The sequence below is a fragment of the Xanthomonas sp. WHRI 7945 genome (genome assembly GCF_035026585.1).
Genome location: NZ_JAYIQP010000007.1, coordinates 158124 through 181128 on the forward strand (window position 1 = coordinate 158124; position 23005 = coordinate 181128).

General features: G+C 71.5%; 19 protein-coding genes. 6 read left to right on the forward strand and 13 right to left on the reverse strand.

Annotated elements, in window-relative coordinates; all coding sequences use genetic code 11:
* Window positions 1-184 precede the first annotated feature (184 nt).
* Together VDQ83_RS08135 and VDQ83_RS08140 are read left to right on the forward strand one after the other, a co-directional pair.
* Complete coding sequence (locus VDQ83_RS08135) at window positions 185-1150, forward strand: oxygenase MpaB family protein (protein ID WP_455434519.1); 966 nt, start codon at window positions 185-187, stop codon at window positions 1148-1150.
* Between the two features lie 109 nt (window positions 1151-1259).
* Entirely contained in the window at window positions 1260-4253 is a 2994-nt protein-coding gene (locus VDQ83_RS08140) for a bifunctional diguanylate cyclase/phosphodiesterase (RefSeq protein WP_455434520.1), read from the forward strand.
* Here the strand turns inward: VDQ83_RS08140 and VDQ83_RS08145 are convergent.
* The 11 genes from VDQ83_RS08145 to VDQ83_RS08195 all read right to left on the reverse strand — a co-directional run bounded on the left by VDQ83_RS08145 (window position 4243) and on the right by VDQ83_RS08195 (window position 16024).
* Window positions 4243-5256 carry a Rieske 2Fe-2S domain-containing protein gene (locus VDQ83_RS08145; protein ID WP_455434521.1) on the reverse strand — a complete coding sequence of 338 codons (1014 nt, stop codon included), beginning with the start codon at window positions 5254-5256 and terminating at the stop codon, window positions 4243-4245. The genes VDQ83_RS08140 and VDQ83_RS08145 overlap by 11 nt on opposite strands.
* 172 nt (window positions 5257-5428) lie before the next feature.
* The gene (locus VDQ83_RS08150) at window positions 5429-6811 is read right to left on the reverse strand and encodes a diguanylate cyclase (RefSeq protein WP_455434522.1); all 1383 of its coding nucleotides are present in this window, start codon (window positions 6809-6811) and stop codon (window positions 5429-5431) included.
* 161 nt (window positions 6812-6972) lie between these two features.
* Window positions 6973-8082 (reverse strand): hypothetical protein, encoded by a 1110-nt coding sequence (locus tag VDQ83_RS08155; RefSeq protein WP_455434523.1) that lies wholly within the window; start codon window positions 8080-8082, stop codon window positions 6973-6975.
* Window positions 8079-9260, reverse strand: coding sequence for an ATP-grasp domain-containing protein (locus VDQ83_RS08160; protein WP_455434524.1), 1182 nt, complete (start codon window positions 9258-9260; stop codon window positions 8079-8081). The genes VDQ83_RS08155 and VDQ83_RS08160 overlap by 4 nt, the downstream gene beginning before the upstream one ends.
* Window positions 9253-10101, reverse strand: coding sequence for an MBL fold metallo-hydrolase (locus tag VDQ83_RS08165; RefSeq protein ID WP_455434525.1), 849 nt, complete (start codon window positions 10099-10101; stop codon window positions 9253-9255). Before VDQ83_RS08165 ends, VDQ83_RS08160 begins: the two co-directional genes overlap by 8 nt.
* Before the next feature lie 166 nt (window positions 10102-10267).
* Window positions 10268-11245 carry an NAD-dependent epimerase/dehydratase family protein gene (locus VDQ83_RS08170; protein ID WP_455434526.1) on the reverse strand — a complete coding sequence of 326 codons (978 nt, stop codon included), beginning with the start codon at window positions 11243-11245 and terminating at the stop codon, window positions 10268-10270.
* A 1-nt stretch (window position 11246) separates the two neighbouring features.
* On the reverse strand, window positions 11247-12263 hold the full coding sequence (locus tag VDQ83_RS08175) for a 3-oxoacyl-[acyl-carrier-protein] synthase III C-terminal domain-containing protein (protein ID WP_455434527.1): 1017 nt from the start codon (window positions 12261-12263) through the stop codon (window positions 11247-11249).
* Between the two features lie 111 nt (window positions 12264-12374).
* Window positions 12375-12821 carry an N-acetyltransferase family protein gene (locus VDQ83_RS08180; protein WP_455434528.1) on the reverse strand — a complete coding sequence of 149 codons (447 nt, stop codon included), beginning with the start codon at window positions 12819-12821 and terminating at the stop codon, window positions 12375-12377.
* A gap of 82 nt (window positions 12822-12903) precedes the next feature.
* Complete coding sequence (locus VDQ83_RS08185) at window positions 12904-13605, reverse strand: glycosyltransferase (protein WP_455434529.1); 702 nt, start codon at window positions 13603-13605, stop codon at window positions 12904-12906.
* 97 nt (window positions 13606-13702) lie between these two features.
* Window positions 13703-14698, reverse strand: a complete 996-nt coding sequence (locus VDQ83_RS08190) for an aldo/keto reductase (RefSeq protein ID WP_455434530.1) — start codon at window positions 14696-14698, stop codon at window positions 13703-13705.
* A gap of 243 nt (window positions 14699-14941) precedes the next feature.
* Window positions 14942-16024, reverse strand: a complete 1083-nt coding sequence (locus VDQ83_RS08195) for an aldo/keto reductase (RefSeq protein ID WP_455434531.1) — start codon at window positions 16022-16024, stop codon at window positions 14942-14944.
* A gap of 108 nt (window positions 16025-16132) precedes the next feature.
* Between VDQ83_RS08195 and VDQ83_RS08200 the strand changes: the two genes are divergently transcribed.
* Complete coding sequence (locus VDQ83_RS08200) at window positions 16133-17035, forward strand: LysR family transcriptional regulator (protein WP_455434532.1); 903 nt, start codon at window positions 16133-16135, stop codon at window positions 17033-17035.
* 80 nt (window positions 17036-17115) lie between these two features.
* Here the strand turns inward: VDQ83_RS08200 and VDQ83_RS08205 are convergent, their stop codons facing one another.
* Together VDQ83_RS08205 and VDQ83_RS08210 are read right to left on the reverse strand one after the other, a co-directional pair.
* Window positions 17116-17685, reverse strand: coding sequence for a flavodoxin family protein (locus VDQ83_RS08205; protein ID WP_455434533.1), 570 nt, complete (start codon window positions 17683-17685; stop codon window positions 17116-17118).
* A 112-nt stretch (window positions 17686-17797) separates the two neighbouring features.
* Window positions 17798-18706, reverse strand: coding sequence for a LysR family transcriptional regulator (locus VDQ83_RS08210; RefSeq protein ID WP_309918893.1), 909 nt, complete (start codon window positions 18704-18706; stop codon window positions 17798-17800).
* A 193-nt stretch (window positions 18707-18899) separates the two neighbouring features.
* Here VDQ83_RS08210 and VDQ83_RS08215 point away from each other — a divergent pair, with 193 nt between their 5' ends.
* The 3 genes from VDQ83_RS08215 (at window position 18900) to VDQ83_RS08225 (ending at window position 22997) form a co-directional block, all read left to right on the forward strand.
* Complete coding sequence (locus VDQ83_RS08215) at window positions 18900-19706, forward strand: DODA-type extradiol aromatic ring-opening family dioxygenase (protein ID WP_455434534.1); 807 nt, start codon at window positions 18900-18902, stop codon at window positions 19704-19706.
* A 109-nt stretch (window positions 19707-19815) separates the two neighbouring features.
* Window positions 19816-21060: a putative DNA modification/repair radical SAM protein gene (locus VDQ83_RS08220; protein ID WP_455434535.1), complete on the forward strand. Its 1245-nt coding sequence runs from the start codon at window positions 19816-19818 to the stop codon at window positions 21058-21060.
* A gap of 494 nt (window positions 21061-21554) precedes the next feature.
* Window positions 21555-22997 (forward strand): UdgX family uracil-DNA binding protein, encoded by a 1443-nt coding sequence (locus VDQ83_RS08225; protein ID WP_455434536.1) that lies wholly within the window; start codon window positions 21555-21557, stop codon window positions 22995-22997.
* Window positions 22998-23005 lie beyond the last annotated feature (8 nt).

Here is a 23005-nt window from a genome sequence, read left to right on the forward strand (position 1 = left end):
TACGGTGACGAACGACGATGCCGCTGGCGATCTTGAGGCAGGTTCTTTCTAGCACAGTGGCCGCAATTGCCATGCTGCGGTCGCACATGCGGCCGTCGCAGCGCCGCGCCGCCGCACCGGCTGCGGCGCGGCACGCGCAGCCCCCGGCGGCCGCTGCATTGCGTGCGACGTCGCCAACGCGGGCATGCGGTTTGCGCGGCGCATGCACGCCGCTCGCTACCATGTGCCGATGACCGCCATGCTGCGTACGCTCACCGCCCCGGCTTCCGCCCAGATCCGCCGCTGGGTGCTGGGCGCGTTCCCGCGTGGCCATAGCGGCATCGACTACGATCAACCACACGGCGACGCCGGCCTGTTCGGCCCGGACAGCGTCACCTGGCGCATCCATGCCGAGTTCCCCGGCATGCTCTCCGGCGGCCTGTGCGCCTTGCTGCTGCAGACCCTGCATCCGCTGGCGCTGGCCGGCGTCTACGACCATTCCAATTTCCGCGAGGACCTGGTCGGGCGCCTGCGCCGCACCACCCAGTTCGTCGCCGCCACCAGCTATGCGCCGCTGGCCGAGGCGCAACGCCTGATCCAGCGGGTACGCGCGATCCACGCGCGGATCCGCGGCCACACGCCCGATGGCCGCGCCTATGCCGCCGACGATCCGGCGCTGCTCACCTGGGTGCACGTCACCGAGGCCTACGGTTTCCTGCAGGGCTATCGCCGCTACTGCCGCGCGGTGCCGCCGGCCATCGCCGATCGCTACTACGACGAGGTGCGGCGCGTGGCCGAGGCGCTGGGCGCGCAGGCGGTGCCGTCGTCCGAGCGCGAAGTGCTGGCGTACTTCGCCCAGGTGCGTCCGCAGCTGCGGGTGGACGCGCGCTCGCGCGAAGTGCTGGCGGTGCTGTCCTCGCTGCGCCTGCCGGTGCCCGCCGCGGGGCTGTCGCGCGACCTGTTCCTGGGCGCAGGCGCGGCGCTGCTGCCGCCGTGGGCCACGGCGATGCTTGGACGCGGACGCCTGCAAGGCCTGCACGCGGCGGCTTCGGCGCGGATGCTGCAAGGGCTGGCGCCGCTGTTCCGGGTGGCGCTCAGCGACGGCATCGCGCAACGCGCCTGCCGGCGGGTGGGGATCGCGCCGCAGCAACTGGCGCACTGGCCCGGCTAGGTACGGTCCGGCCGTTGCGGAAGATGAACGGGAATGCGCGTGCGCAGTCCGGATGCACGGCTCCTGGCCGGTCAAGATCGCGGCCGCCGTGCCGCTCTAAAGACGACCTATGCCGCACCGTTTCTCCGCCACCGACAAGACGCGCGACCTGCGCTTCAGGCACCGCCTGCGGCGGGCGTTGCGCGCGCCGCTGCATGCGATCCTGGTGTGGGGCCTGCTGCTGGCGGTGGTGCTGGCCGGTGCGCTGGCCTACGTGCTGGTGCAGGACCGCGACAACCGCCTGGCGGCCGCACAGCGGCAGAGCCTGGCGCTGGCGACCGGCGCCGACCGCCTGCTGCAGGTGAAGCTGGACACCTTGGGCCAAGCGCTGCGCGGCGAGGCGGCGAACGCGCAGGCGCTGCGCGCGGAGACCCCGGCACATGCGCCGGCGCTGGTCGAGGCCTCGCTGCAGGGGTTGCTGGCGCGGCATCCGGAATTGCACAGCGTGGCGCTGCTGGATGCGCAGGGTGCGCGCTGGCTCGGCGGCGCGGGCGATCCCAGCGTGCGCCAGTGGACGCAGCAGGCGCAGCGCGGCAGCGCGGGCGTGTTCGTCGGGCCGCTGCAGCGCACCGCCGACGGCGAGCCGGTGGTGCGCCTGGCGTTGCCGCTGGCCTCCGGCGGCTGGGTGCTGGCGCGCTGGCGGGTCGCGGCGCTGCAACAGATCGTCGCCGGCTTCGATACCGGGCACGACGGCGTGGTCGGCCTGATCGACGCCCACGGCCTGCTGCTGGCCGCCAGCGGTCCGGCCGCCGGCGGCCGCGTGCAGCTGCCGCCGGGCCTGGCACGGTCGCAACCGCAGGGCCTGGCGCTGGGCATGCGCGCAGCGGTGTTCGGCCAGCAGGCGCGGATGGTGGCGATCAGCGGCGGGCGCGACTATCCGCTGCTGGCGGTGGCGGGGCTGTCGGTGCGCGAGGCGCTGGCCGGCTGGTGGTGGTTCGCCGGCGGCGCGAGTGCGGTGTACCTGCTGTACCTGGCCGGGTTCACCTACCTGCTCGGCAGCCTGCGCCGCGCCGAGCACCGCCAGCGGCACCTGCTGCAACGGTTGCGCCGCGGCGACGAGGACCTGCGCCTGGCCCACGAGATGGGCGGCATCGGCACCTGGCAGATCGACACCGACCAGCGCCAGCTGCTGCTGTCCGAGCCGACCGGGGCGATGCTGGGGCTGCCGCGGATGAGCATGACGGTCGACGCGTTCCTGGCCCGGGTGCACGACGACGACCGCGCACGGGTGGCGCGCAGCTATGAGGACGCGCTGCAAGGGCTTGGCGAGTACAACGCGGTGTACCGCATGCACATGCCGGACGGGCGCCTGCGCTGGCTGGCCGCGCGCGGCGCGCTGGTGCATGGGCGCGACGGGATGTGCATGACCGGTGCGGTGCAGGACGTGAGCGAGCGGCTGGAGGTGGCGGCGCGGCTGATCGATGCCGAGCGCCAATTCCGGCTGATGTTCGAACGCAACCCGCTGCCGTTCTGGCTGTTCGCGGTGGACAGCCTGCGCTTCCTGGAAGTGAATCAGGCCGCGATCCGCCAGTACGGCTACAGCCGCGACGAGTTCCTGGCGATGACCCTGCTCGACCTGCGACCGGCCAGCGACGCCGAGCGGCTGCTGGCGGACGTGCGCAAGCCGCGCGAAGGCTTCGACGAGCCGAGCATCTGGACCCACCGGCGCAAGGACGGCAGCCTGCTGTCGGTGCGCATCCACAGCGCCGACCTGGAGTTCGGCGGCGCGCCGGCGCGGCTGATCCTGGCCGAGGACGTCAGCCAGCGCCTGGCCTACGAGCGCGAACTCGCGTTCCGCGCCAGCCACGACGTCGCCACCGGCCTGCTCAATCCGCGCGCGCTGGCCGAGGCGCTGAACGCACGGCCGCACGCCGCCTACGCGGTGGCCTACGTGCAGCTGCGCGGCCTGGCGCTGATCGGCGACACCCTGGGCCGCGCCGCCGGCGACGCGGTGCGCTGCGCGGTGGCCGCGCGCGTGCGCGGGCTCGGCGAGCGCTTCGGCCTGACCGCATACCAGCCATCGCAGGACTTCGTGCTGGCGGTGCTGGATCCGCAGCAGCTGCCGCAGGCGCTGCAGGCGCTGCTCGAGGCGGTCGCCACGCCGGTGCAGGGCGGCGACTTCGCCCAGCAGCTGCAGGCGCATGTCGGCGTGGCGCTGTGTCCGGACGATGCCGCCGGCGCCGAGGAGGCCATCGGCAGCGCCGCGCAGGCGGCGCACGCGGCGCAGGCCGACGGGCGCAGCGTCGCCCGCTTCGAGCGCAGCATGTCCGCGCGCATCGGCGAACGCCTGCGCCTGGCCGGGCGCATCCACCAGGCGATCGAGCGGCAGGAATTCGAGCTGTATTTCCAGCCGGTGGTGCGCGCCGACAGCGGCGCGCCGCGCCTGCTGGAGGCGCTGATCCGCTGGCCGCAGGCCGACGGCAGCTACATCGCCCCGGACCAGTTCATCCAGCTGTGCGAGGACACCGGGCTGATCCTGCCGTTGGGCCGCTGGGTGATGCGCGCCGCGGCGCAGGCACGGCGGCAGCTGGCGGCGCACGGCTGGCCGGGGTTGCCGGTGGCGGTGAACGTCTCGGCGCTGCAGTTCTTCGATGGCGACCTGGTCGCGGACCTGGCACAGGCCTGCGCCGAGGCCGGCCTGGCCGCCGACGGCCTGCACCTGGAGCTGACCGAGAGCAGCCTGATGCGGCATCCGCAGCAGGCGCTGGAGGTGCTGCGGCAGCTGCGCGCGCTCGGCGTGTGCGTGGCGCTGGACGATTTCGGCACCGGCTTTTCCAGCATGGCCTACCTGCGCGACCTGCCGCTGGATGCGCTGAAGATCGATCGCAGCTTCGTCGCCGACGTGCATCGCGACGCGCGCAATGCGTCGATCTGCGAGGCCCTGCTGACGCTCGGCCGCAGCCTGGGCCTGGAAGTGGTGGCCGAGGGAGTGGAAAGCGCCGAGCAGTTGCAGTGGTTGCGGGCGCATGGCTGCGACCACGTGCAGGGCTACCTGATCGGAAGGCCGGTGCCGTTGGCGCAGGCGATCGACGCGCTCGGCGCGTTCGACGCGGTTACAGCATGATGTCGACGGACTGCTGCGCGCCGGGTGCCGGCAGCGGCACGCCGTCCCAGTAGCGGCGCAGCGGCTCGCGCACCAGGTCCAGCGCGGTCGAGGCACCGCGCGCGCCGGGAAAGCGCTGCAGGTTGTGCGCTTGCAACGCGAGCATGCGCCGGTCCTGCTCGCCGACCTTGCGCAGCAGCGGCCACACCAGCCAGCGCACCGCCCATGCCGGCGCCCAGCGCCCGTCCACGTGCAGACTGGCGAACACCTCGGTGCTGCGCAGGCCGACCGGGGTGAAGTGCAGGCTGATCCGTACGCGGCCGCCGCGCGCGTAGCGGTATTCGATCTGCGCGGTGCCCGGCGCGGCGAAGTGCGCGCGTTCCAGCGTGCGCGGCGATTCGAACAAGCGGTACAGCCAGCCGCTCTGCGCGGCGGCGCCGGCGTAGTCGACGTGGAAGCCTTCGGTGGTGGTCTGCAGGCAGGCGCGCATCGCGGTGCGCGCGCCGCCACGGCGCACCAGTCCCGGATGCAGCAGGTGGGTATGCAGCGGGTCGAGGAAGTTCTCCAGCGCATCGACCACGTGCGCCTCCCAACGCGTGCGCCACAGGAAGCGCCGCGACGGCGGCTGCAAGGCCTGCACCAATTGCGCCGGGTGCGCGTCGCCGTCGGGATCCGGGCGCAGCCAGATCAATCCGTCGTGTTCGCGCGCGGCGAAGGCGCGCACCCGCACCGCCGGCGGCGCCTGCCCGGGCGGCATGCCGGGGATCTCGCGCAGCGCGCCGTCGCGGCCGAAGCGCCAGCCGTGGTACGGGCAGGCCAGTCCGTCGCCGGTGGCGCAGCCGGCCGACAGCGGCGCATGCCGGTGCGGGCAGCGGTCCTCCAGCGCGAGCAGGCTGCCGTCGGCGCAGCGCGCGATCGCCGCGTGCCGGTCCATCACCGTCACCGCCAGCGGCCGAGTGCGCAGCGCGTCGGCCCGGGCGACGGCGAACCAGTGTCGGTACAGCGAGGGATGCCAATCGTTCATGGCCGCTAGCGTCGCATGCGCGGCATGCCGATGTCTGGAGGCGTGTTCCCGATGTGGCGCGTGCGCGCCGGCGGGCGCTGCGTTTTGGCGTCGCCGCAAGCGATCATTACGTTGTGCAGGCATCGGTGTGCGGTGTGCCCTTGTACCCGCGCAACACCGCCGGTCCGCTACGCTACGCGACGATCGTTCCGGTCACCCTGTTGCGCCCGCCGCGCTTGGCCGCGTAGAGCGCCTGGTCGGCGATGAGCACCAGCTTCTGCCATTCGACCTGCGCCTGGGCCGAAATGCAGTAGCCGACGCTGACCGTGCAGGCGACCGGTACGCCGGACGGGGCCACGATGTCCTGGCGCTCGACCATGCGCCGCAGGCGCTCGGCGATGTCGCGCACCACTGATTCGTCGCCATGCGGGATCAGCACCATGAACTCTTCGCCGCCCACGCGGGCAAGCAGGTCCGGGCTGCGGATGTGCCGTGCGAGCGTGTCGGCGATGGCGACCAGCACCTGGTCGCCGACGGTGTGGCCCAGCCGGTCGTTGATGGTCTTGAAGTTGTCGACGTCGATCATCAGCACCGTGATCGGAGAATTCCTGTCGCGCGCCTTCTGTGTGGCCGATTCGCCCTTGTCCCACATCACGCGACGGTTGGCGACGCCGGTGAGGGCGTCCTGCGAAGCGTGGCGAATCAGTTCCGCATGCATCTGCCGGGTCAGCATCCACAGGAATCCGGGGGTGATGATGGAGGTCAGCACCATGCGCGAGAGCAACCCGAAGGTCGAGGTCGGATCGTAGCTGGTGTCCGCGGACGGGTTGAACGACCACCATGCGATCCGCAACAGCAGCATCAAGGCCCACAGGAAGTGGAAGGCGGCGGTGAAGCGCGCCGCGGTTCGTGCGGTCGGGTCGGCGTAGCGCCACAGGGCCACGCCCGTGGCGACCGTCAACAGGCCGCGCAGGACACAGCCGCAGATCACCATGATGCGGAGATTGACGCCGCCCTGCTGCAGGAAATAAATCTCTGCGGCGGCGATGAGCGCCACCGGAATCACGATCCACAGCTGCAACAGTGGCCGCCGCAGATAGGCGTTCACCGCGACCAGGGTCAAGAGCGTGGCCAGATCGAGCGTCAGATTGCCGATCAGCCCCACGCTGGCGTTGTACACCGGCAACGCCGGCAGCAACAGGATGCCGAAGCCGGCGGCGAAGGTGGCGTAGCTCAGGCCGAGCAGCCGCAATCCGCGAACGGGCGCCGCATTGCGTCCCGTCAGATGGATGGCAAGGAACACCGCCGCCGACACGGCCGCCAGCAATGCGTTGACGATCAACAGCGTGCCGGCGTGAGCCAGGTGCGCGATCCACTCCACAGGTCCCCCGATCCGCGGCAGAAACGATATTCTGATGCCGCCCATTATAAAACAGCACATATGCGCCGGCGGCGCGACGTGGCCCCCCGCCTGGGCATAACGCGCCGGATACGCCAGCTTGCCGGCGGTGGAGCTTCGACGCGGCGGTCTCTCTACAGGGCAGGGACAGGTTTGCGATAAACGTCGGTTGCCCATCGCTGCGTGTTGCGAGCGAATGCAGGAGTGTCGGCATCGCCGGAAAGATCTTTAGGGAGTTCCCTGCGCGATCGGAGTCGGAACTGAGGGCAGACCTGATTGGTCGCCTGCGCCCCTCGTCATGCGTCTGTGCAAACCGGCGTGGCTGCCGGCGACGCCGTTCACAGCCGATAGCGGCGCATCAGCGGCACGCCGATGCGTTCGGTCAGCGTGCCGAGCGCGGCGATCGGCTGGCGCCGGCGCAGCGGCAGGTGGCGCGCGTCCACCGCGCTGTACTCGATCACCGGCGTGCCGCCGCGCTGGCGCTTGAAGCTGGCCGCGCCGGCGCTCTGGTTGAGCCGGCGGCCGTGGCGCAGCGCGTGTTCGAAGCCGCACGCGGTGAGCGTGCGGTACAGCGCCAGCCGTTGCGGCTGGCGCAGGTCGTAGCCGACGATCGGCGCGGTCAGCGTGCGTCCGATGCCGAACAGGCCGGTGATGCAGACCAGTTCGCCGCTCGCGTCGCGAAAGCCATCGAAGCGCAGCAGTCCGGCGCGGTGCCAGGCGCGCAGGAACTCGGGGTGGTAGTCCGGATTGCAGCGCGAATACTTGTCCAGGTACAGCTGCGCGTACAGCGCGGCGATGCGCGGGTAGTCGGCCTCGCCGATGGCGTCGTTGCCGCAGCGCTGCAGGTCGGTGCGGGCGGTGAGCTTGAGGTCGCGGGCCAGGTCGCGGTGCTGCAGCAGCGCCGGCCAGTCTTCGTACAGATACACCTGGCGGCTGCCGATCAGGGTGAAGCCCTGCGCCTGCAGCGCGTCCAGCCAATGCGGCGTGTCCACCCGGTTCAACGAGCGGAACCACAACGCGTGGTCCGGCCAGCGTGCGCGCGCGGCGTCGAGCAGGGCGCCCAGTCCTTCGGGCGGCAGCGGCGGATACAGGTTGGTGGACAGCAGCCAGTTGTTGAGGGTGACCGCGCGGTCGATCCGGGCCCAGTCCAACCACGCGCCGATGCCGCCGCACAGCCCGCGCAGCGGCGCGGCCAATGCCGGCGGCAGCAGGCGCGCGGCTTCCTCGGCGGCGTAGTCGGCATAGGTGGTGCGCGGCGAACACACCCAGGCGTTGCCCGCGCGCTCCTCGCTGACCGTCGCCGGCATCGCCAGCGTGCCGGCCTGCAGCATCTCGATGCGGGCGTACAGATTGGAGCCTACGCTTTGCGCATCGCGGCCGGCGTGCAGCGCGGCGAAGCGTTGCGCTTGCACGGCGTAGTCGGTACCGGGCTCGGCGTCGTCGTTCATGGCGGCGGCAGGACCTCGCCGTCCCATTCGATGTCGCGGGTGGAGGCCTCGCGCAGCGTGCAGCGCTGGGCCAGCGCCAGCCGCGCATGGCTGCCCAGGTCGCGCAGCGCGCCGGCCAGCGGGCGCCGGTCGCCGCGCGGCGCCAGCACGTCGTCGGCGCGCGCATAGTCGTCGCGCCAGCGGCGCAGCTGGCCGTGGCGCAGCGCCGCGGGCAGGGCGACGCCGAGCATCAGCGGGCCGAGCATCGCCGCGCGCGTGGCTGCCGGGCGTACCACCGCCGCCGGATCGCGGCAGCTGCCGTCCAGCGCCGCGACCAGTGGGTCGGCGGCAGCGAACAGGTGCAGGCCGCTGGTCGCGCGCGGATTGCATTCGATCACGCTGCAGCGGCCCTGCGCCGAGACGATCCAGTCGAAGGAGATCTGTCCGCTGAAACCGAGCTGGCCGACCAGCTGCGCGGTGAAGCGCTCGATCTGCGGCGACGGCGCGGCCTCGAAGTAATAGCTGGAGCTGCGCTGCAGCCGGTAGCGCGGCCGGTACACCGCATGCGCCAGCAGCACGCCGTCGCGCGCCACCGCGTACGAACAGCGTTCCTCGCCTTCGCAGTAGCGCTGCGCGACCCAGTCGCCCTGGTCGGGCAGCGGCGGCGCGGCGGCGGGCAGGCCTTGTGGATGCACCCGCACGTGCACGCCGAAGCGCGAGTATTCCGGCTTCAGCACCAGCGGCGCGCTGCCGGCCCAGTCGCGCGCCTGCGTCAGGCTGCGCACCCGCATGCTGTCCGGCACGTCCACGTCGGCATCGAGCGTGCGCGCAAGCTGCAGGAACTGCCATTTGCTGTGCAGCGTGCGCAGCGTGTCGAACGCGTCCACCAGCACGTCGAGTTGCGCCGGCAGCGCGTGACGGTAGCGGGCGAGGTAGAACACTTCCTCGCAGGTCGGCAACAGCAGCGCGATGCGATGGCGTGCGACCAGCGCATTGAGGTCGGCGACGTAGGCGGCCGGCGCGTCGCGTGCGGGGGCGATGCGATGGCTGGCGGTCGCCGCGCGCGACCAGGCGGAGATGCGGCAGGCCACGCTGTCGGCCAGATGCACGCGCCAGCCCTGCGCGGCGAAGCGCCGCGCCAGGTCCAGCGCCACCGGCGCGCGCGCGCCGGTGATCAGCACCGCCGGTGCGCTAGCCATCGGCCGCTGTGCGTGCGGCCGGCCGCCATTGCCGGCAATGCGAAGGCACCATGCGCAGCGCCGGTTCGGCCAGGCGCAGCGCATGCAGCCGCGCCAGCGTGTCGCGATAGACGCGGTGATCGCCGAGCAGGCGGGTGACCAGCGCCGGCGGCGGCGTGCCGTCGGCGATCGCGGCGCTGGACCAGGCCGCGTCGGCGACCAGGAACACCGGTCCGTGCGCATCCTCGAACCACAGGCCGTAGTGGCCGGGTGCGTGCCCGGGCAGTGGCACCAGCAGCACGCTGCCGTCGCCGAACAGGTCGCGCAGCGTGCCGAAGCCGCGCAGTGCCGCCGGTGCCGGACAGGTCGGCAATGCTTCGAACCACTGCATGCGTTCGCGCGCGCCGTGCAGCAGCGCCGGCAGGAAGCCTTCGCGCAACGCCGCCAGCCGCCCGCGCCGTTGCAGGTCGTCCCAGGCCTGTTGCGCGCAGGCGATGCGCGCCTGCGCGAAGTCGGCCACGCCGCCGACGTGGTCGCCGTGGAAATGCGACAGCACGACCCAGTCGATCGCCGCCGCATCGATGCCGTCGCGGGCCAACTGCTCGCGCAACGACTGGCCCGGCGCCAGTTGCACCGGCGTCAGCACGCGGTACAGGCGCTCGGGAAACTGCGCGGTGGCATCGAGGAAGTGCTGCGAGTAGCCGGTGTCGAACAGCAGGTTGCCGTGTACCGGGTGCTGCAACAGCGCCGCCAGCGCCGGGAACTGGCACGGCGCCAGCGTCGCGCCGCGGCGCGTGGCGCGCTCGGGATGGGTGCAATGCCCGGCTTCGTACAGCCGCCATTGCAGCGTCGGTGCGCTCATGTGCGTCCTCGCCCGGCGGCGTGGTGCGTGGGCGATGTTGCGGCCACGGCGCTTTGGCGGGCAAGTCGCGTCGGGACTGAAGTGCCTCCCACGCGTGCAAAAGCGCGCACGCCTGCGTCGGCGGGCGATGCCGGGCAGGCCGGGCCATGGGCTGGCCGGGACCGCCTCACCTGCGCGCCAGGGCCGCCAGCCCGGCCTCGGTGGACAGCACCGGCGCGTAGCCGAGTTCGCGCCGGGCGCGGCCGATGTCCAGCGTCTGCGAATAGCCGAGCACGCCGATGCCGTAGCGGCTCAGCCGCGGCTCCGGTTGCCCGCGCCGGCGCAGCGCGATCTGCTCGCCGACCGTGGCCAGCGCCAGCGCCAGGCCGCGCGGCACCGGCAGCAGGCGCACCCGCAGCTGCAGCACCGCGAACAGTTCTGTGAGCAGGTCGCGCACCGCGATCGGCGCGCCGTTGCTGATGTTGTAGGCGCGGCCGTCGCCGACGTGCTCGGCGCGCAGCGCGGCCAGCGCCGCGGCCACCGCGTTCTCCACGCAGCACACGTCGATCATCGCGCGCCCGCCGTGCACCAGCGGGAACCGGCCGCGCTGCGCCACCGCCAGCAGCCGCGGCACGATCGCGTTGTCGCCGTGACCGAACACCGCGCGCGGGCGCAGCACCAGCGCCGGCAGCCCGGCCGCGGCGGCGGCGCGCACCTTCTCCTCGGCTTCCCACTTGGTCTGCGGATAGCCGCCGATCCAGCGCGCCGGCGGGGTGAACTCTTCGCTCACCTGGTACTGGTCGGCGAAGCGGAAATAGATGCTGGGCGAACTGAAGTGCACGAAGCGGCGCACCTGCGCGCGCTGCGCGGCGGCGAGCATGCGCTCGGTGGCGACCACGTTGGCCTGGCGGAACACCTCGGCGCTGGCCCACGGCGCGGACAGCGCGGCGCAGTGGATCACCGCGTCGCAGCCGTGCAGCAGCGGCGCCAGGTCGTCGCGGCACAGTTCGGCGCGGACCACGTCGATGCGCGGATCGCCGGCGAAGGCGGCCAGCGCGGCGGCATTGCGGCCGCTGGCGCGGACCTGCGCGCCTTCGGCGGCGAGGGCGCGGACGATGTGCGCGCCGATGAAGCCGGAGGCGCCGGTGACGAGGATGCGCGCCATGTCAGTACCTCAGCACCGCGCCGCCGAACGCCAGCCCGGCGCCGGAACCGACCAGGCCGATCAGGTCGCCGCGCACGATGCGGCCGTCGGCGATGGCCTGGTGCAGCGCGCTCGGGATCGACGCGGCCATCTGGTTGCCGCGCGCGCCGATCACGTTGACCAGCGTGTCCGGCGCCAGCCGCAGCGCGACCTGCAGGTGCCGCAGCGCCTTGGCGCTGGCCTGGTGCGGCACGATCCGCTGCAACTGCTCCAGGTCGACGTCGGCCTTGTCCAGCAGCCGCTGCAGGAACCCGGGCAACTTCGCGGCGGCGAGCCGGTAGGTGGCGCGGCCGTTCATTTCGAACAGCGAGCCGGCGCGCAACGCCTCCACGCCGTGTTCCAGGCGCAGGCGGGTGCCGCCGGCGCGGACCCGGCAATGCTCGATGCCTTCGGAATAGGTTTCCAGGTGCGCGGCCAGCAACTGCGAACCGCTGTCGCCGCTGTCCGCGCCCAGTACCACCGCCGCGGCGCCGTCGCCGAACAGCGGCGCGGTGTCCATGTCCTCGCCGTTGAGGCCGACGCTGGCGATCTCGCTGGATACGATCAGCACGCGCCGGTAGCGGCCGGCGGCGATTGCGCAGGCGGCCAGGTCCAGCGCGGCGATGAAGCTCAGGCAGGTGGCGTTGACGTCGAACGCGGCCAGTCCGCTGCCCTGCAGGCCGAGCCGCGCATGCAGCAACGCGGCGCTGCACGGGATCGCCTGCTCCATCAGGCTGCAGGCGGAGATCACGCAATCGACCTGGCCCGGTTCCAGCTGCGCCGCCGCCAGCGCCGCGCGCGCGGCGCGTTCGCCCATCAGCGAGGCCGGTTCCTCGGCGCCGGCGTAGTGGCGCACGCCGACCCCGGCATGGCGCAGGGTCCAGCCGGCGGGCTTGCCCCAGCGCCGGTCGAAGCTGTCCGAGGCCACCTGCCGCGCCGGCAGATAGTCGCCCGTGCCGAGGATGCGCACCGCGATGGGCCTGCTGGGTTCGACGGTCATCGCCAAAGCTCGGGCAAAGGGGGCGCAGCGTACTGCCAGCGGATCGGCGCCGGCAACCGCTCTTGGGGAACTCGCGGCGCTGTCTGTCGCTGGCGGCCTCAGACAGCCGACTCAATCATGCAGCGACTTGGCGAAGTATTTCGGCGCTTCGACGAAGCCTTCCCGCCGGTAGAAGGCGTGCGCCCGTTCGCGGCGGCGATGGCAGTGCACCTCCAGGCGGTCGCAGCCGCGTAGCCGCGCCAACGCCTCGCCCTGCGCCAGCAAACGCTGCCCCACGCCGGCGCCGCGCGCGCGATCGTCCACGCAGAAATAGCTGATGCGGCAGATGTCGCCGGCCAAGGCCAACTGCGGCAGGAAATGCAGCGACAACACACCCACGACGTCGTCCCCGGCGGCGGCCACCAACAAGGCCTGGTCCGGATGCGCCAGCAGCTGCGCCAGGCGCGCCTCGATGAAGTCCTCGGTTCCGGCATAGTCCAGCGCCGCCAGCAACGCCACGATCGCCTGCCGGTCCGCCATCGCCGCGTTCCTGATCGCCAGGTTGCTGTTCTCGCCCATTTGCCGATAGTAGAAAGTCGCCCAAGTCGGGCGCAACCGCTTTGCAGGCCCAATGCGGCCTATGCGGCAATGGGCGACGCGCCTAGCGGCCGCGGCGCTGTCCGTACCAGAAGCCGAGCGCCTCGCGCGAGCGCAGCATGCCGCGGCCGCGGCGCAGCAACTGCAGCAGCAGGCCCAGGTGCTCGCGCTTGCTGAAACTGCGCAGCTTGCGGTCGGAGGTGTGCACCGGCTCGCGCAGGATCACGAAGCGGCCGTGGCGGGCCAGCGCGCGGCTCAGCGCCACGTCCTCGCCGGCGTAGTAGCGCTCGTCGAAGCCGCCGGCGGCGACGAAGGCGCTGCGCGTGCAGAACAGGAAGCAGCCCGGGGCGATGCCGGTGCGGCGGAACAGCCAGCCGAACACGGCTTGCGCCACGCGTTCGTGCCAGGCGACGGCGCCGAGCAACTGCACCTGCGCGCCGCCGCCCACCGCGCCGGTGTGCAACGCGCGCAGCGCCGCGGCCAGCAATGGCGTGTTGACGCGGGTGTCGGCATCGACGAACAGCAGATAGCGGCCGCGGCTGGCGGCGGCGCCGGCATTGCGCGTGGCGGCGATGTGCCGCAACTGCACGTCCAGCACCTGCGCGCCATGGCGGCGCGCGATCTGCGCGGTGTCGTCGCTGCAGGCATCGGCGACGACCAGGGTCTCGTAGTCCAGCCGCAAGGCTTCGGCGGCGATATGCAGCGACGCCAGGGTGTCGCCGATCAGGGCGGCTTCGTCGTGGGCGGGAACGATGAACGAGATCACGTCCGGCATCATGCGACGCCGGCGCGGCGCGGGCAAATCGGCCCGCGCCGCGTGTCGGCCGGCCGCAGGCGCGGCGCGGCCGGTTCGCAACAGCGGGTCAGCGCTGCAGGGTGGCCATCATCGCCGGCGGGTAGCGGGTGCCGGCGGCGGCGTCGGCCGGGAAGATCGCCTCGATCTGCGCGAGGTCCTCGGCGCTCAGCGTCACTTGCAGCGCGCCCAGGTTCTCTTCCAGGTAGGCCAGGCGCTTGGTGCCCGGGATCGGCACCATGTCCTCGCCCTGCGCCAGCACCCACGCCAGCGCCAGTTGGCCCGGCGTGACGCCCTTGGCCTGGGCCAGCGTGCGCACCTGTTCCACCAGCTGCAGGTTGCGCGCGAAGTTCTCGCCCTGGAAGCGCGGCGAATGGCGGCGGTAGTCGTCGGCCTCGAAGTCCTCCGGCGAGCGGATCGCGCCGGTCAGGAAGCCGCGGCCCAGCGGCGAATAGGGCACGAAGCCGATGCCCAGCTCGCGCACCGTGTCCAGCACCTGGTCGCTCTCCGGATCGCGCGACCACAGCGAGTACTCGCTCTGCAGCGCGGTGATCGGGTGCACCGCATGCGCGCGGCTGATGGTGCCGGCGGCGGCCTCGGACAGGCCGAGGAAGCGCACCTTGCCCTGCTCCACCAACCGCGCCATCGCACCGACCGTGTCCTCGATCGGCACGTTCGGGTCCACCCGGTGCTGGTAGTAGAGGTCGATGTGATCCACGCCCAGGCGCTGCAGGCTGCCCTCGCAGGCGGCCTGCACGTACTCGGGGCGGCCGTCGACGCCGCGCACGCTGGGATCGTTGGGGTCGAGTTTGATGCCGAACTTGGTGGCCAGGAACGCCTGGTCGCGGCGTCCGGCCAGGGCCTTGCCGACCAGCACTTCGTTGGTGTGCGGGCCGTACATGTCGGCGGTGTCGATCAGGGTGACGCCGTGGTCCAGCGCGGCGTGGATCACCGCGATCGAGGCGGCGTCGTCGCTGCGGCCGCCGTAGAACGCGCTCATGCCCATGCAGCCGAGGCCGAGGGCGGACACGCGGGGGCCATTGCGGCCGAGGGTGCGGGTTTGCATCGGGAAGCTCCTGTCGGGAAGTCGGGGGAGACGGGGGAGAAAAAAGACGCAGCGCGGACGCTGTCGTCGCGGGGCAGGGAGGATGCGGGCGCGGCGCGGCGGTGCGTTATCGCGATCGCGCAGGATCCTTGTCCGATCCTGCAAACGCGCCGCCGCGCCGCGATCTGCGCAGGCGCCGACCATGCCATGGCATGCGTTTGCGCAGAGTCAGTGCCGCGTTCGGCCACGCGTTGCCGGCGCGGTTCAGATCGCCGGCGTGCGCGGCCGCAGGCGGGTGCCGCCAGACACCAACTGCCGCGGCACCGGCAGGCGCACGAACGCGTGCGGGAACGGCAGCGCCACCGCGCTGACCGCATCCAACTGCTGCAACTGCTGCGCGTCCAGCTGCAGGTCCAGCGCGCCGAGGTTGTCGTCCAGCTGCGCCAGGGTGCGCGCGCCGACGATCGGAATCGCGCCGGCGCCCGGCCGCTGCAGCAGCCAGGCCAGCGCCACCTGCGCCGGCGAACGGCCCAGTTCCGAGGCGACCTGCTTGACCACGTCGGCGATGTCCAGCGCGCGCTCGGTCAGCATCTCGTGCGCATGCGCCGCATCGCCGCGCTCGGCGCCGGCCTGGCCGTCCGCGGCGCGGCGCTGCACCGCGGCCAGGTCCTGGCGGCTGTACTTGCCGGTCAGGATGCCCATGGTCAGCGGCGACCAGGCCAGCACCGCCAGCCCGAGCGCCTCGGCCATCGGCACCAGCTCGGCCTCGACCGTGCGCTGCGCCAGGCTGTATTCGATCTGCAGCGCGACCAGCGGCGACCAGCCGCGCAGGTCGGCCAGGGTCTGCATCCGCGCCACCTGCCAGGCCGGCGTGTCGGAGATGCCGGCGTAGACGATCTTGCCGGCGCGCACCAGGTCGTCGAAGCCGCGCATCACTTCCTCCACCGGCGTGGTGTCGTCCCAGATGTGCAGGTACAGCAGGTCCAGGTAGTCGGTGCGCAGCCGCTTCAGGCTGGCCTCCACCGACTGCAGCAGGTTCTTGCGGTGGTTGCCGCCGCCGTTGGGGTCGCCGGGGAAGGGGTTGAGGGTGTACTTGCTGGCGATGACCAAGCGGTCGCGGCGGCCTTCGGCGAACTTGCCGAGCAGGGCTTCGGAACTGCCGTTGGTGTAGGTGTTGGCGGTGTCGATGAAGTTGCCGCCGCGTTCGACGTAGCGCGCGAACAGGCGTCCGGCTTCGGCTTCGTCGGCGCCCCAGCCCCAGTCGTTGCCGAAGGTCATCGTGCCCAGCGAAATGGGGCTGACGCGCAGGCCGGAGCGGCCGAGCAGGCGGTAGTGGTCGAGCGACATGGGGAGGTTCCTGGCAAGCGGTCGGTACCGCGGGATGGGCAGGATGCGCCGCGCGACCACGCGGATAAACTGGCATAGTCTGCATCTTCCTTGAAGTTGAGCTTCACAATGGCTGCCAGTCCCCTGCCTGCCGTGGTCGCCTTCGCCCGCGTCGCCCACCATGCCAGCTTCACCCGCGCCGCCAACGAGCTCGGCGTCTCGGCCTCGGCGTTGTCGCAGACGGTGCGTGCGCTGGAGGCGCAGCTGGGCGTGCGCCTGCTGCATCGCACGACGCGTCGGGTGGCGCTGAGCGAACATGGCGCGCGCTTCCTGGAACGGGTGCGGCCGGGCCTGGCGCAGATCGAGGCGGCGTTCCTGGACCTGGACACGGTGCGCGAGCGCCCGGCCGGGCGCCTGCGCATCACCCTGCCGCGGGTGGTGGCCGATCAACTGGTGATGCCGTGGCTGCCGGCGTTCTTGGCGCGCTATCCGCAGATCGAAGTGGAACTGTGCGTGGACGCGGCGCTGGTCGATGTAGTGGCCGAGGGCTTCGATGCCGGCATCCGCCTCGGCGAATGCCTGGCGCGCGACATGATCGCGGTGCCGCTGGGGCCAATGCAGCGCCAGGTGATCGTCGCCGCGCCGGCCTATTTCCAGCGCCATCCGCTGCCGCAGACGCCCGCCGACCTGGTCGACCACGACTGCATCGTGCACCGCATGAGCAATGGCCGGCGCATGGCCTGGGAATTCACCCGCGACGGCCGCGATTTCGAGGTGGAGGTGAGCGGCACCCTGGTGTTCAACGACAGCGCGCTGACCCATGCCGCGGCGCTGGCCGGCCTGGGCCTGGCGCAGGGCTTCGAATCGGTGGTTGCCGCCGACGTCGGCGCCGGCCGCCTGGTCCGCGTGCTCGACGACTGGCAGCAGCCGTTCGCCGGCTTCTATCTGTATTACCCGGCGCGCGAACACCTGGCGCCGAAGTTGCGCGTGTTCATCGACCATCTGCGCGCGGCGAACGCGCCGGCAGGGTAGCGGCGGCACGCTCGGCCGCCGCCGCGCGCAACCGGCGGCCTGCCGTCGCCACCGTGGCGGTGGCGACGCAGGAGCGCGGCTCAGCCCTTGAGCTTGGCCGCGTATTCGGCCACGCGCTGGCCGAGCAGGCGCGCGGTTTCCAGGTCGCCGGCGCGCGGCGCTTCCTCCGGCGAGGCATCCGACGGCGAGATCGCCAGCGCGCCGGCCGAGCCGGCGGTCCAGTTGGTGTCGGCGGGGCCGTGCGCCTTGGTGTTGGACGGCAGCAGGCCGGTGCCGACCCAGATCTGCCCGTGCTGCTGCGACAGGGTCCAGAAGTAGGCGATGGTGGCGAACTTGTCGCCGTTGACCGAGGCCGAATTGGTGAAGCCGGCGGCGATCTTGTTCTTCCACGCCTGCGAGAACCAGGATTTGGAGCTGGCGTCGGCGAACTTCTTGAACTGCCAGGCCGGCCCGCCCATGTAGGTCGGGCTGCCGTAGACGATGGCGTCGGCCTGGCCGAGCGCCTCCCAGGCGGCGTCCGGCAGGTTGCCGTCCTGGTCGATGCGGTACAGGGTGGCCTCGCCGACGCTGGCGGCGCCGGCGTGCACGGCTTCGGCCTGTTTGGCGGTATGGCCGTAGCCGCTGAAATAGACGATCGCGATCTTGCTCATGGGGGAGCTCCTGAAGTGGCGGGGGAAGCGCGGGCATTGTGCGCATGCGCCGCCGCTTGGATCATCGCCACGCGCGGGATGTTGTGTCCGACCGGCGTCCGCGGCGTCGGCGTCAGGGCGTCGCGTCGGCGTGCATCTCGCGTTCGATGCCGACCTCGACCAGGTAGTCGATGAAGCTGCGCACCTTCGGCGCCAGGTGGCTGCGGCTGGCATAGACCGCGTACACGCCGATCGGTTCGAGCTGGTGGTCGGGCAGCACCCGCACCAGGCGCCCGTCCTCCAGCGCCTCCTGGGCGATGAAGTCCGGCTGCACGACGATGCCCATGCCGGCGATGGCGGCTTCGCGCAGCACGTCGCCGCTGTTGGCGCGCAGCCCGCCGTGTACCCGCACCCGGGTCTCGCCGTCGGGTCCGCGCAGGGGCAACTCGTCGAGCGGCACGTAGCTGTAGTTGAGGAACTCGTGGCCGGCGATGTCGGCGGCCAGGCGCGGCGTGCCGGCGCGCTCCAGGTAGGCCGGCGCGGCGCACAAGAAGGCCTGCACCTCGCCGAGCTTGCGCGCGATCAGGGTCGGGGTCACCTGCCGGGTGATGCGGATCGCCATGTCGTAGCCTTCCTCGACGATGTCCACCAGCCGGTCCGACAGCGACAGGTCCAGGGCGACCTGCGGATAGCGCGCCCGGTAGCCGGCCAGGCGCGGCCCCAGCCGGGCGATGCCGAAGCTGAAGGGCGCGTTGATCCGCAGCGTGCCGGACGGGGTCAGCGCCTGCTCGCCGACCGCCGCCTCCATGTCGTCGAACTCGGCCAGCAGCACCTGGCAGCGTTGGTAGTAGCCGGTGCCGACGCTGCTCGGGCTGACCCGGCGGGTGGTGCGGTTGAGCAGGCGCAGGCCCAGCCGCTTCTCCAGCCAGGCCACCTGCCGGGTGACGCTGGCGGTGGACATGCCCAGCGCGTCGGCGGCGGCGTTGAAGCCGTTGCGATCGACCACGGTGACGAACACGCGCATCGCATCCAGCGTATCCATTGTTGCCGTTCCTGAAATAGATATCCGGTCGGAGGGTAATTTATCTCCCCTCGGGTCGGGAATACCCTGGGTCCCTGGCGCCGTGACCGACGATCGCGACCGCCGGCGTCGGCGACGCGATGCATGGCTGTGCCGATTGCCGGCGGCCGCGTCGCCCGGCATCGCCGCCGCCTCATTCCCCTGGAGACCCATCATGTCCCGCTTGCCTTCGCTGTACATCTCGCACGGTTCGCCGATGACCGCGCTGCATCCGGGGCTGGTCGGTGCGCGGCTGGCCGAACTGGCGGCGACCTTGCCGCGCCCGCGCGCAATCGTGGTGGCCTCGGCGCACTGGCTGGGACGGCGGCCGCTGGTCGGCGGCGCCGCGCAGCCGCAGACCATCCACGACTTCGGCGGCTTCCCGCGTGAACTGCACGAGATGCAGTACCCGGCGCCGGGCGCGCCGGCGCTGGCGCGCGAGGTCGCCGAGCGGCTCGATCGGGCGGGCCTGCAGCCCCACCTGGACGAACGCCGCGGCCTGGACCACGGCGTGTGGGTGCCGCTGTCGCTGCTGTATCCGCTGGCCGACATCCCGGTGGTGCCGCTGTCGATCCAGCCCGAGCTGGGCCCGGCCCATCAGCTGGCGCTGGGCCGGGCGCTGGCGCCGCTGCGCGAGGATGGCGTGCTGCTGGTCGGCTCGGGCAGCATCACCCACAACCTGCACGACTTCGGCCGCTACGCCGACGGCAAGGACGCGCCCTACGTGCGCCCCTTCATCGGCTGGGTGGAGCAGGCGCTGGCGCGCGAGGACCTGCCGGCGCTGCTCGACTACCGCCGGCAAGCGCCATTCGCCGAACGCGCGCATCCCACCGACGAACACTGGCTGCCGATCTACTTCGCGATGGGTGCGGCCGGCGAGGGCGGGTTGGGCGCGCAGCGCATCGATGCCGGCATCGACGCCGGGATGATCGCGATGGACCTGTATCGCTTCGACGGCGGCGCGCAGCGCCTCGCCGCCTGAGCCGGTGGCCGCCGCGGCGGTGTGCCGCGGTCTGAGCGATTCATCGCGGTGAAGCCGATGGCGCATCGCCGTCTCACAAGCTGAGACGGCAAGCGCGCATCGTCCGCGGGTGAATACCCTGGAAAAGCTCGCCGTGCTCGCCGACGCGGCCAAATACGACGCCTCCTGCGCCTCCAGCGGTGCGGACAAGCGCCATTCGCTGCGCAGCGGCGGCATCGGCAGCACCGAGGGCATGGGCATCTGCCATTCGTACACGCCCGACGGCCGCTGCGTGTCGCTGCTGAAGATCCTGCTGACCAACTTCTGCGTGTTCGATTGCGCGTACTGCGTCAACCGCGTGTCCAGCAACGTGCGCCGCGCGCGCTTCGCCCCGGCCGAGGTGGTGAAGCTGACCCTGGATTTCTACAAGCGCAACTACATCGAGGGCCTGTTCCTGTCCAGCGGCATCATCCGCAACAGCGACTACACGATGGAGCAGCTGGTGGAGGTGGCGCGGCAGCTGCGCGAGGAGCACCGCTTCGCCGGCTACATCCATCTCAAGACCATTCCCGATGCGGCGCCGGAGCTGTTGGCCGCGGCCGGCCGCTACGCCGACCGGCTCAGCATCAACGTGGAGTTGCCGACCGAACAGGGCCTGGCGCAGTTGGCGCCGGAAAAGAACGTCGGCGGCATCCGCGCGGCGATGGGCGAGCTGCGCTGGCGCATCGAGGAAAACAAGGAGGCGCGCAAGGCCGAGAAGACGATCCGGGCCAAGCCGCCGCGGTTCGCCCCGGCCGGGCAGAGCACGCAGATGATCGTCGGCGCCGACGGCGCCGACGATCGGGCGATCCTGCGCACCAGCCACAATCTCTACGGCAACTACCGGTTGCGTCGGGTCTACTACTCGGCGTTCAGTCCGATTCCCGATGCGTCGTCGAAGCTGCCGCTGCAGGCGCCGCCGTTGCAGCGCGAGCATCGTCTGTACCAGGCCGATTGGCTGCTGCGTTTCTACGATTTCTCGGTGGAGGAGATCGCGCCGGAGGCGGCCAGCGGCATGCTCGATCTGGACGTGGACCCGAAGCTGGCCTGGGCGCTGCGGCATCCGGAGCGGTTTCCGGTCGATCTGAATACGGCGGCGCGGGAGATGTTGTTGCGGGTGCCGGGGTTGGGGACGCGCAATGTGGAACGGTTGTTGGTGTCGCGGCGGCATGCGCGGTTGCGGGTGGGGGATCTGGCGCGGTTGCGGATGCCGATGAAGAAGGTGCTGCCGTTCGTCAGTGTGGTCGATCATCATCCGCGGCGGCGGTTGGACGATCCGCAGCGGTTGCGGGCGCAGTTGGCGCCGGCGCCGCGGCAGGGTGGGTTGTTTGATTGACGTGGTGGGGTGGGGGTCTGTTGCGATGGTGGCTGCATCTGCATCTGCATCTGCATCTGCGGAAGCAACGGCAAGTGCAACAGCTGGAGCAAAAGCTGGAGCAAAAGCTGGAGCAAGATCAAGAGCTTTCGCGCCGGTCGGCGCGAGTTACTTTTGTCTTGGCAAAAGTAACCAAAACCGCTCCCGCCCGACACGAGCCGGTGCGATGAAGCCGCACCGGTCCCCTGCGCTCCTCGCGACGAGCGGCACGGCGCCCAAACTCGCTTCGCTCAGACAGGGGCGCCTCTTCGGCCGCTCGTCACTGCGGTGCTCGGCTCGCTTTAAGGCGGGAAAGGTCAAGATCAAAATCACTGGCAACAGCAACAGCAACAGCAACAGCAACAGCAACAGCAACGGCAGTAGCAACAGCAAGAGCAGTAGTTGCTGTATTGGCAAAGGTGGGGGCGCTGTTGTCTTTTGCTTTGGTGTTGGTTGGGTGATGCGGGGGCTGGGCTGTGTTTCGGGCTGATGTGGTGCCGGGGTGGAGTCTGGAGGCGTGGCGGGTGGCGGCGCGGGCGGCGTGGTGTGCGCAGGTGGCGCCAGAGTCGCTGCTCTGGGAGGGGGATGCGCAGGGTGGGTTGTTGGCGGGGGCGGAGGTGGGCGGGTTGCCGGCGGTGGTGGCGGCGCCGCGGGTGTCCGCGGAATTCCTGGCGTTGGCGGGGGCGGTGTTGTGCCATCGCGATCCGCAGCGGCATGCGTTGTTGTATCGGTTGCTGTGGCGCGTCGCGTCGGGCGAGCGGGCGCTGTTGCAGCGGGTCACCGATGTCGATGTGCATCGGGCGCAGCAGTGGGCGCAGGCGGTGCGCCGCGATAGCCACAAGATGAAGGCGTTCGTGCGCTTCCGCGAGGTGCCGGGCGAGGAGGAGGCGTTCGTCGCCTGGTTCGAGCCGGAGCACCACATCGTCGATCGTATCGCACCGTTCTTCGCGCGCCGTTTCGCCGGGATGCGCTGGGCGATCCTGACCCCGTATCGCAGCGTGCGCTGGGATGGCGCCATGCTCCAGTTCGGGGCTGGGGCGCAGCGCGACGATGCGCCGGCCGACGATGCGCAGGATGCGCTGTGGCGGACCTACTACGCCAACATCTTCAATCCGGCGCGGCTCAACCCGACCATGATGCGTCAGGAAATGCCGCAGAAGTACTGGAAGAACCTGCCGGAAACCCGGCTGCTGCCGGGCCTGATCCGCGAAGCCGGGCAGCGCGTGCGCGAGATGGCCGAACGTGCGCCGGAGCCGGTGCGGCGACGCATTCCGGCGCCAGCGCCGCAGGCCGATGTCGACGCCGGTGACAGCCTGGAGGCGCTGCGCGATGCCGCGCGCGCGTGCCGCCGCTGCCCGCTGTGGCAGCCGGCCACGCAGACCGTGTTCGGCGAAGGCCCGCACGATGCGTCGGTGATGGTGGTGGGCGAGCAGCCCGGCGACGAGGAGGACCTGAGCGGGCGGCCGTTCGTCGGGCCGGCCGGGCGCCTGTTCGATCGTGCGCTGGGCGAGCTGGGTATCGCCCGCGGCGGGCTGTACGTGACCAATGCGGTCAAGCATTTCCGCTTCGAGCAGCGCGGCAAGGCGCGGTTGCACCGCAATCCCGAACGCGCGCAGGTCGAGGCGTGCCGCTTCTGGCTGGCCGGGGAGCTGGCGCGGGTGCGACCGCGCATCGTGCTGTGCCTGGGCGCGACCGCGGCGCGCGCGGTGCTCGGCAACAGCTTTGCGCTGATGGCGCAGCGCGGGCAGTGGCAGGCGCTGGCCGACGGCACCCGCGCCCTGGCCACCGTGCATCCGTCATGGGTGCTGCGCCAGCGTGGCGGCGATACGGCCGATGCCGCCTATCGAGGCTTCGTGCACGACTTGCGCGTTCTGGCAGAGCAGATGCAGGCACCGCGCGCAGCCAGTGCCGGCGACTGACCGCCTGT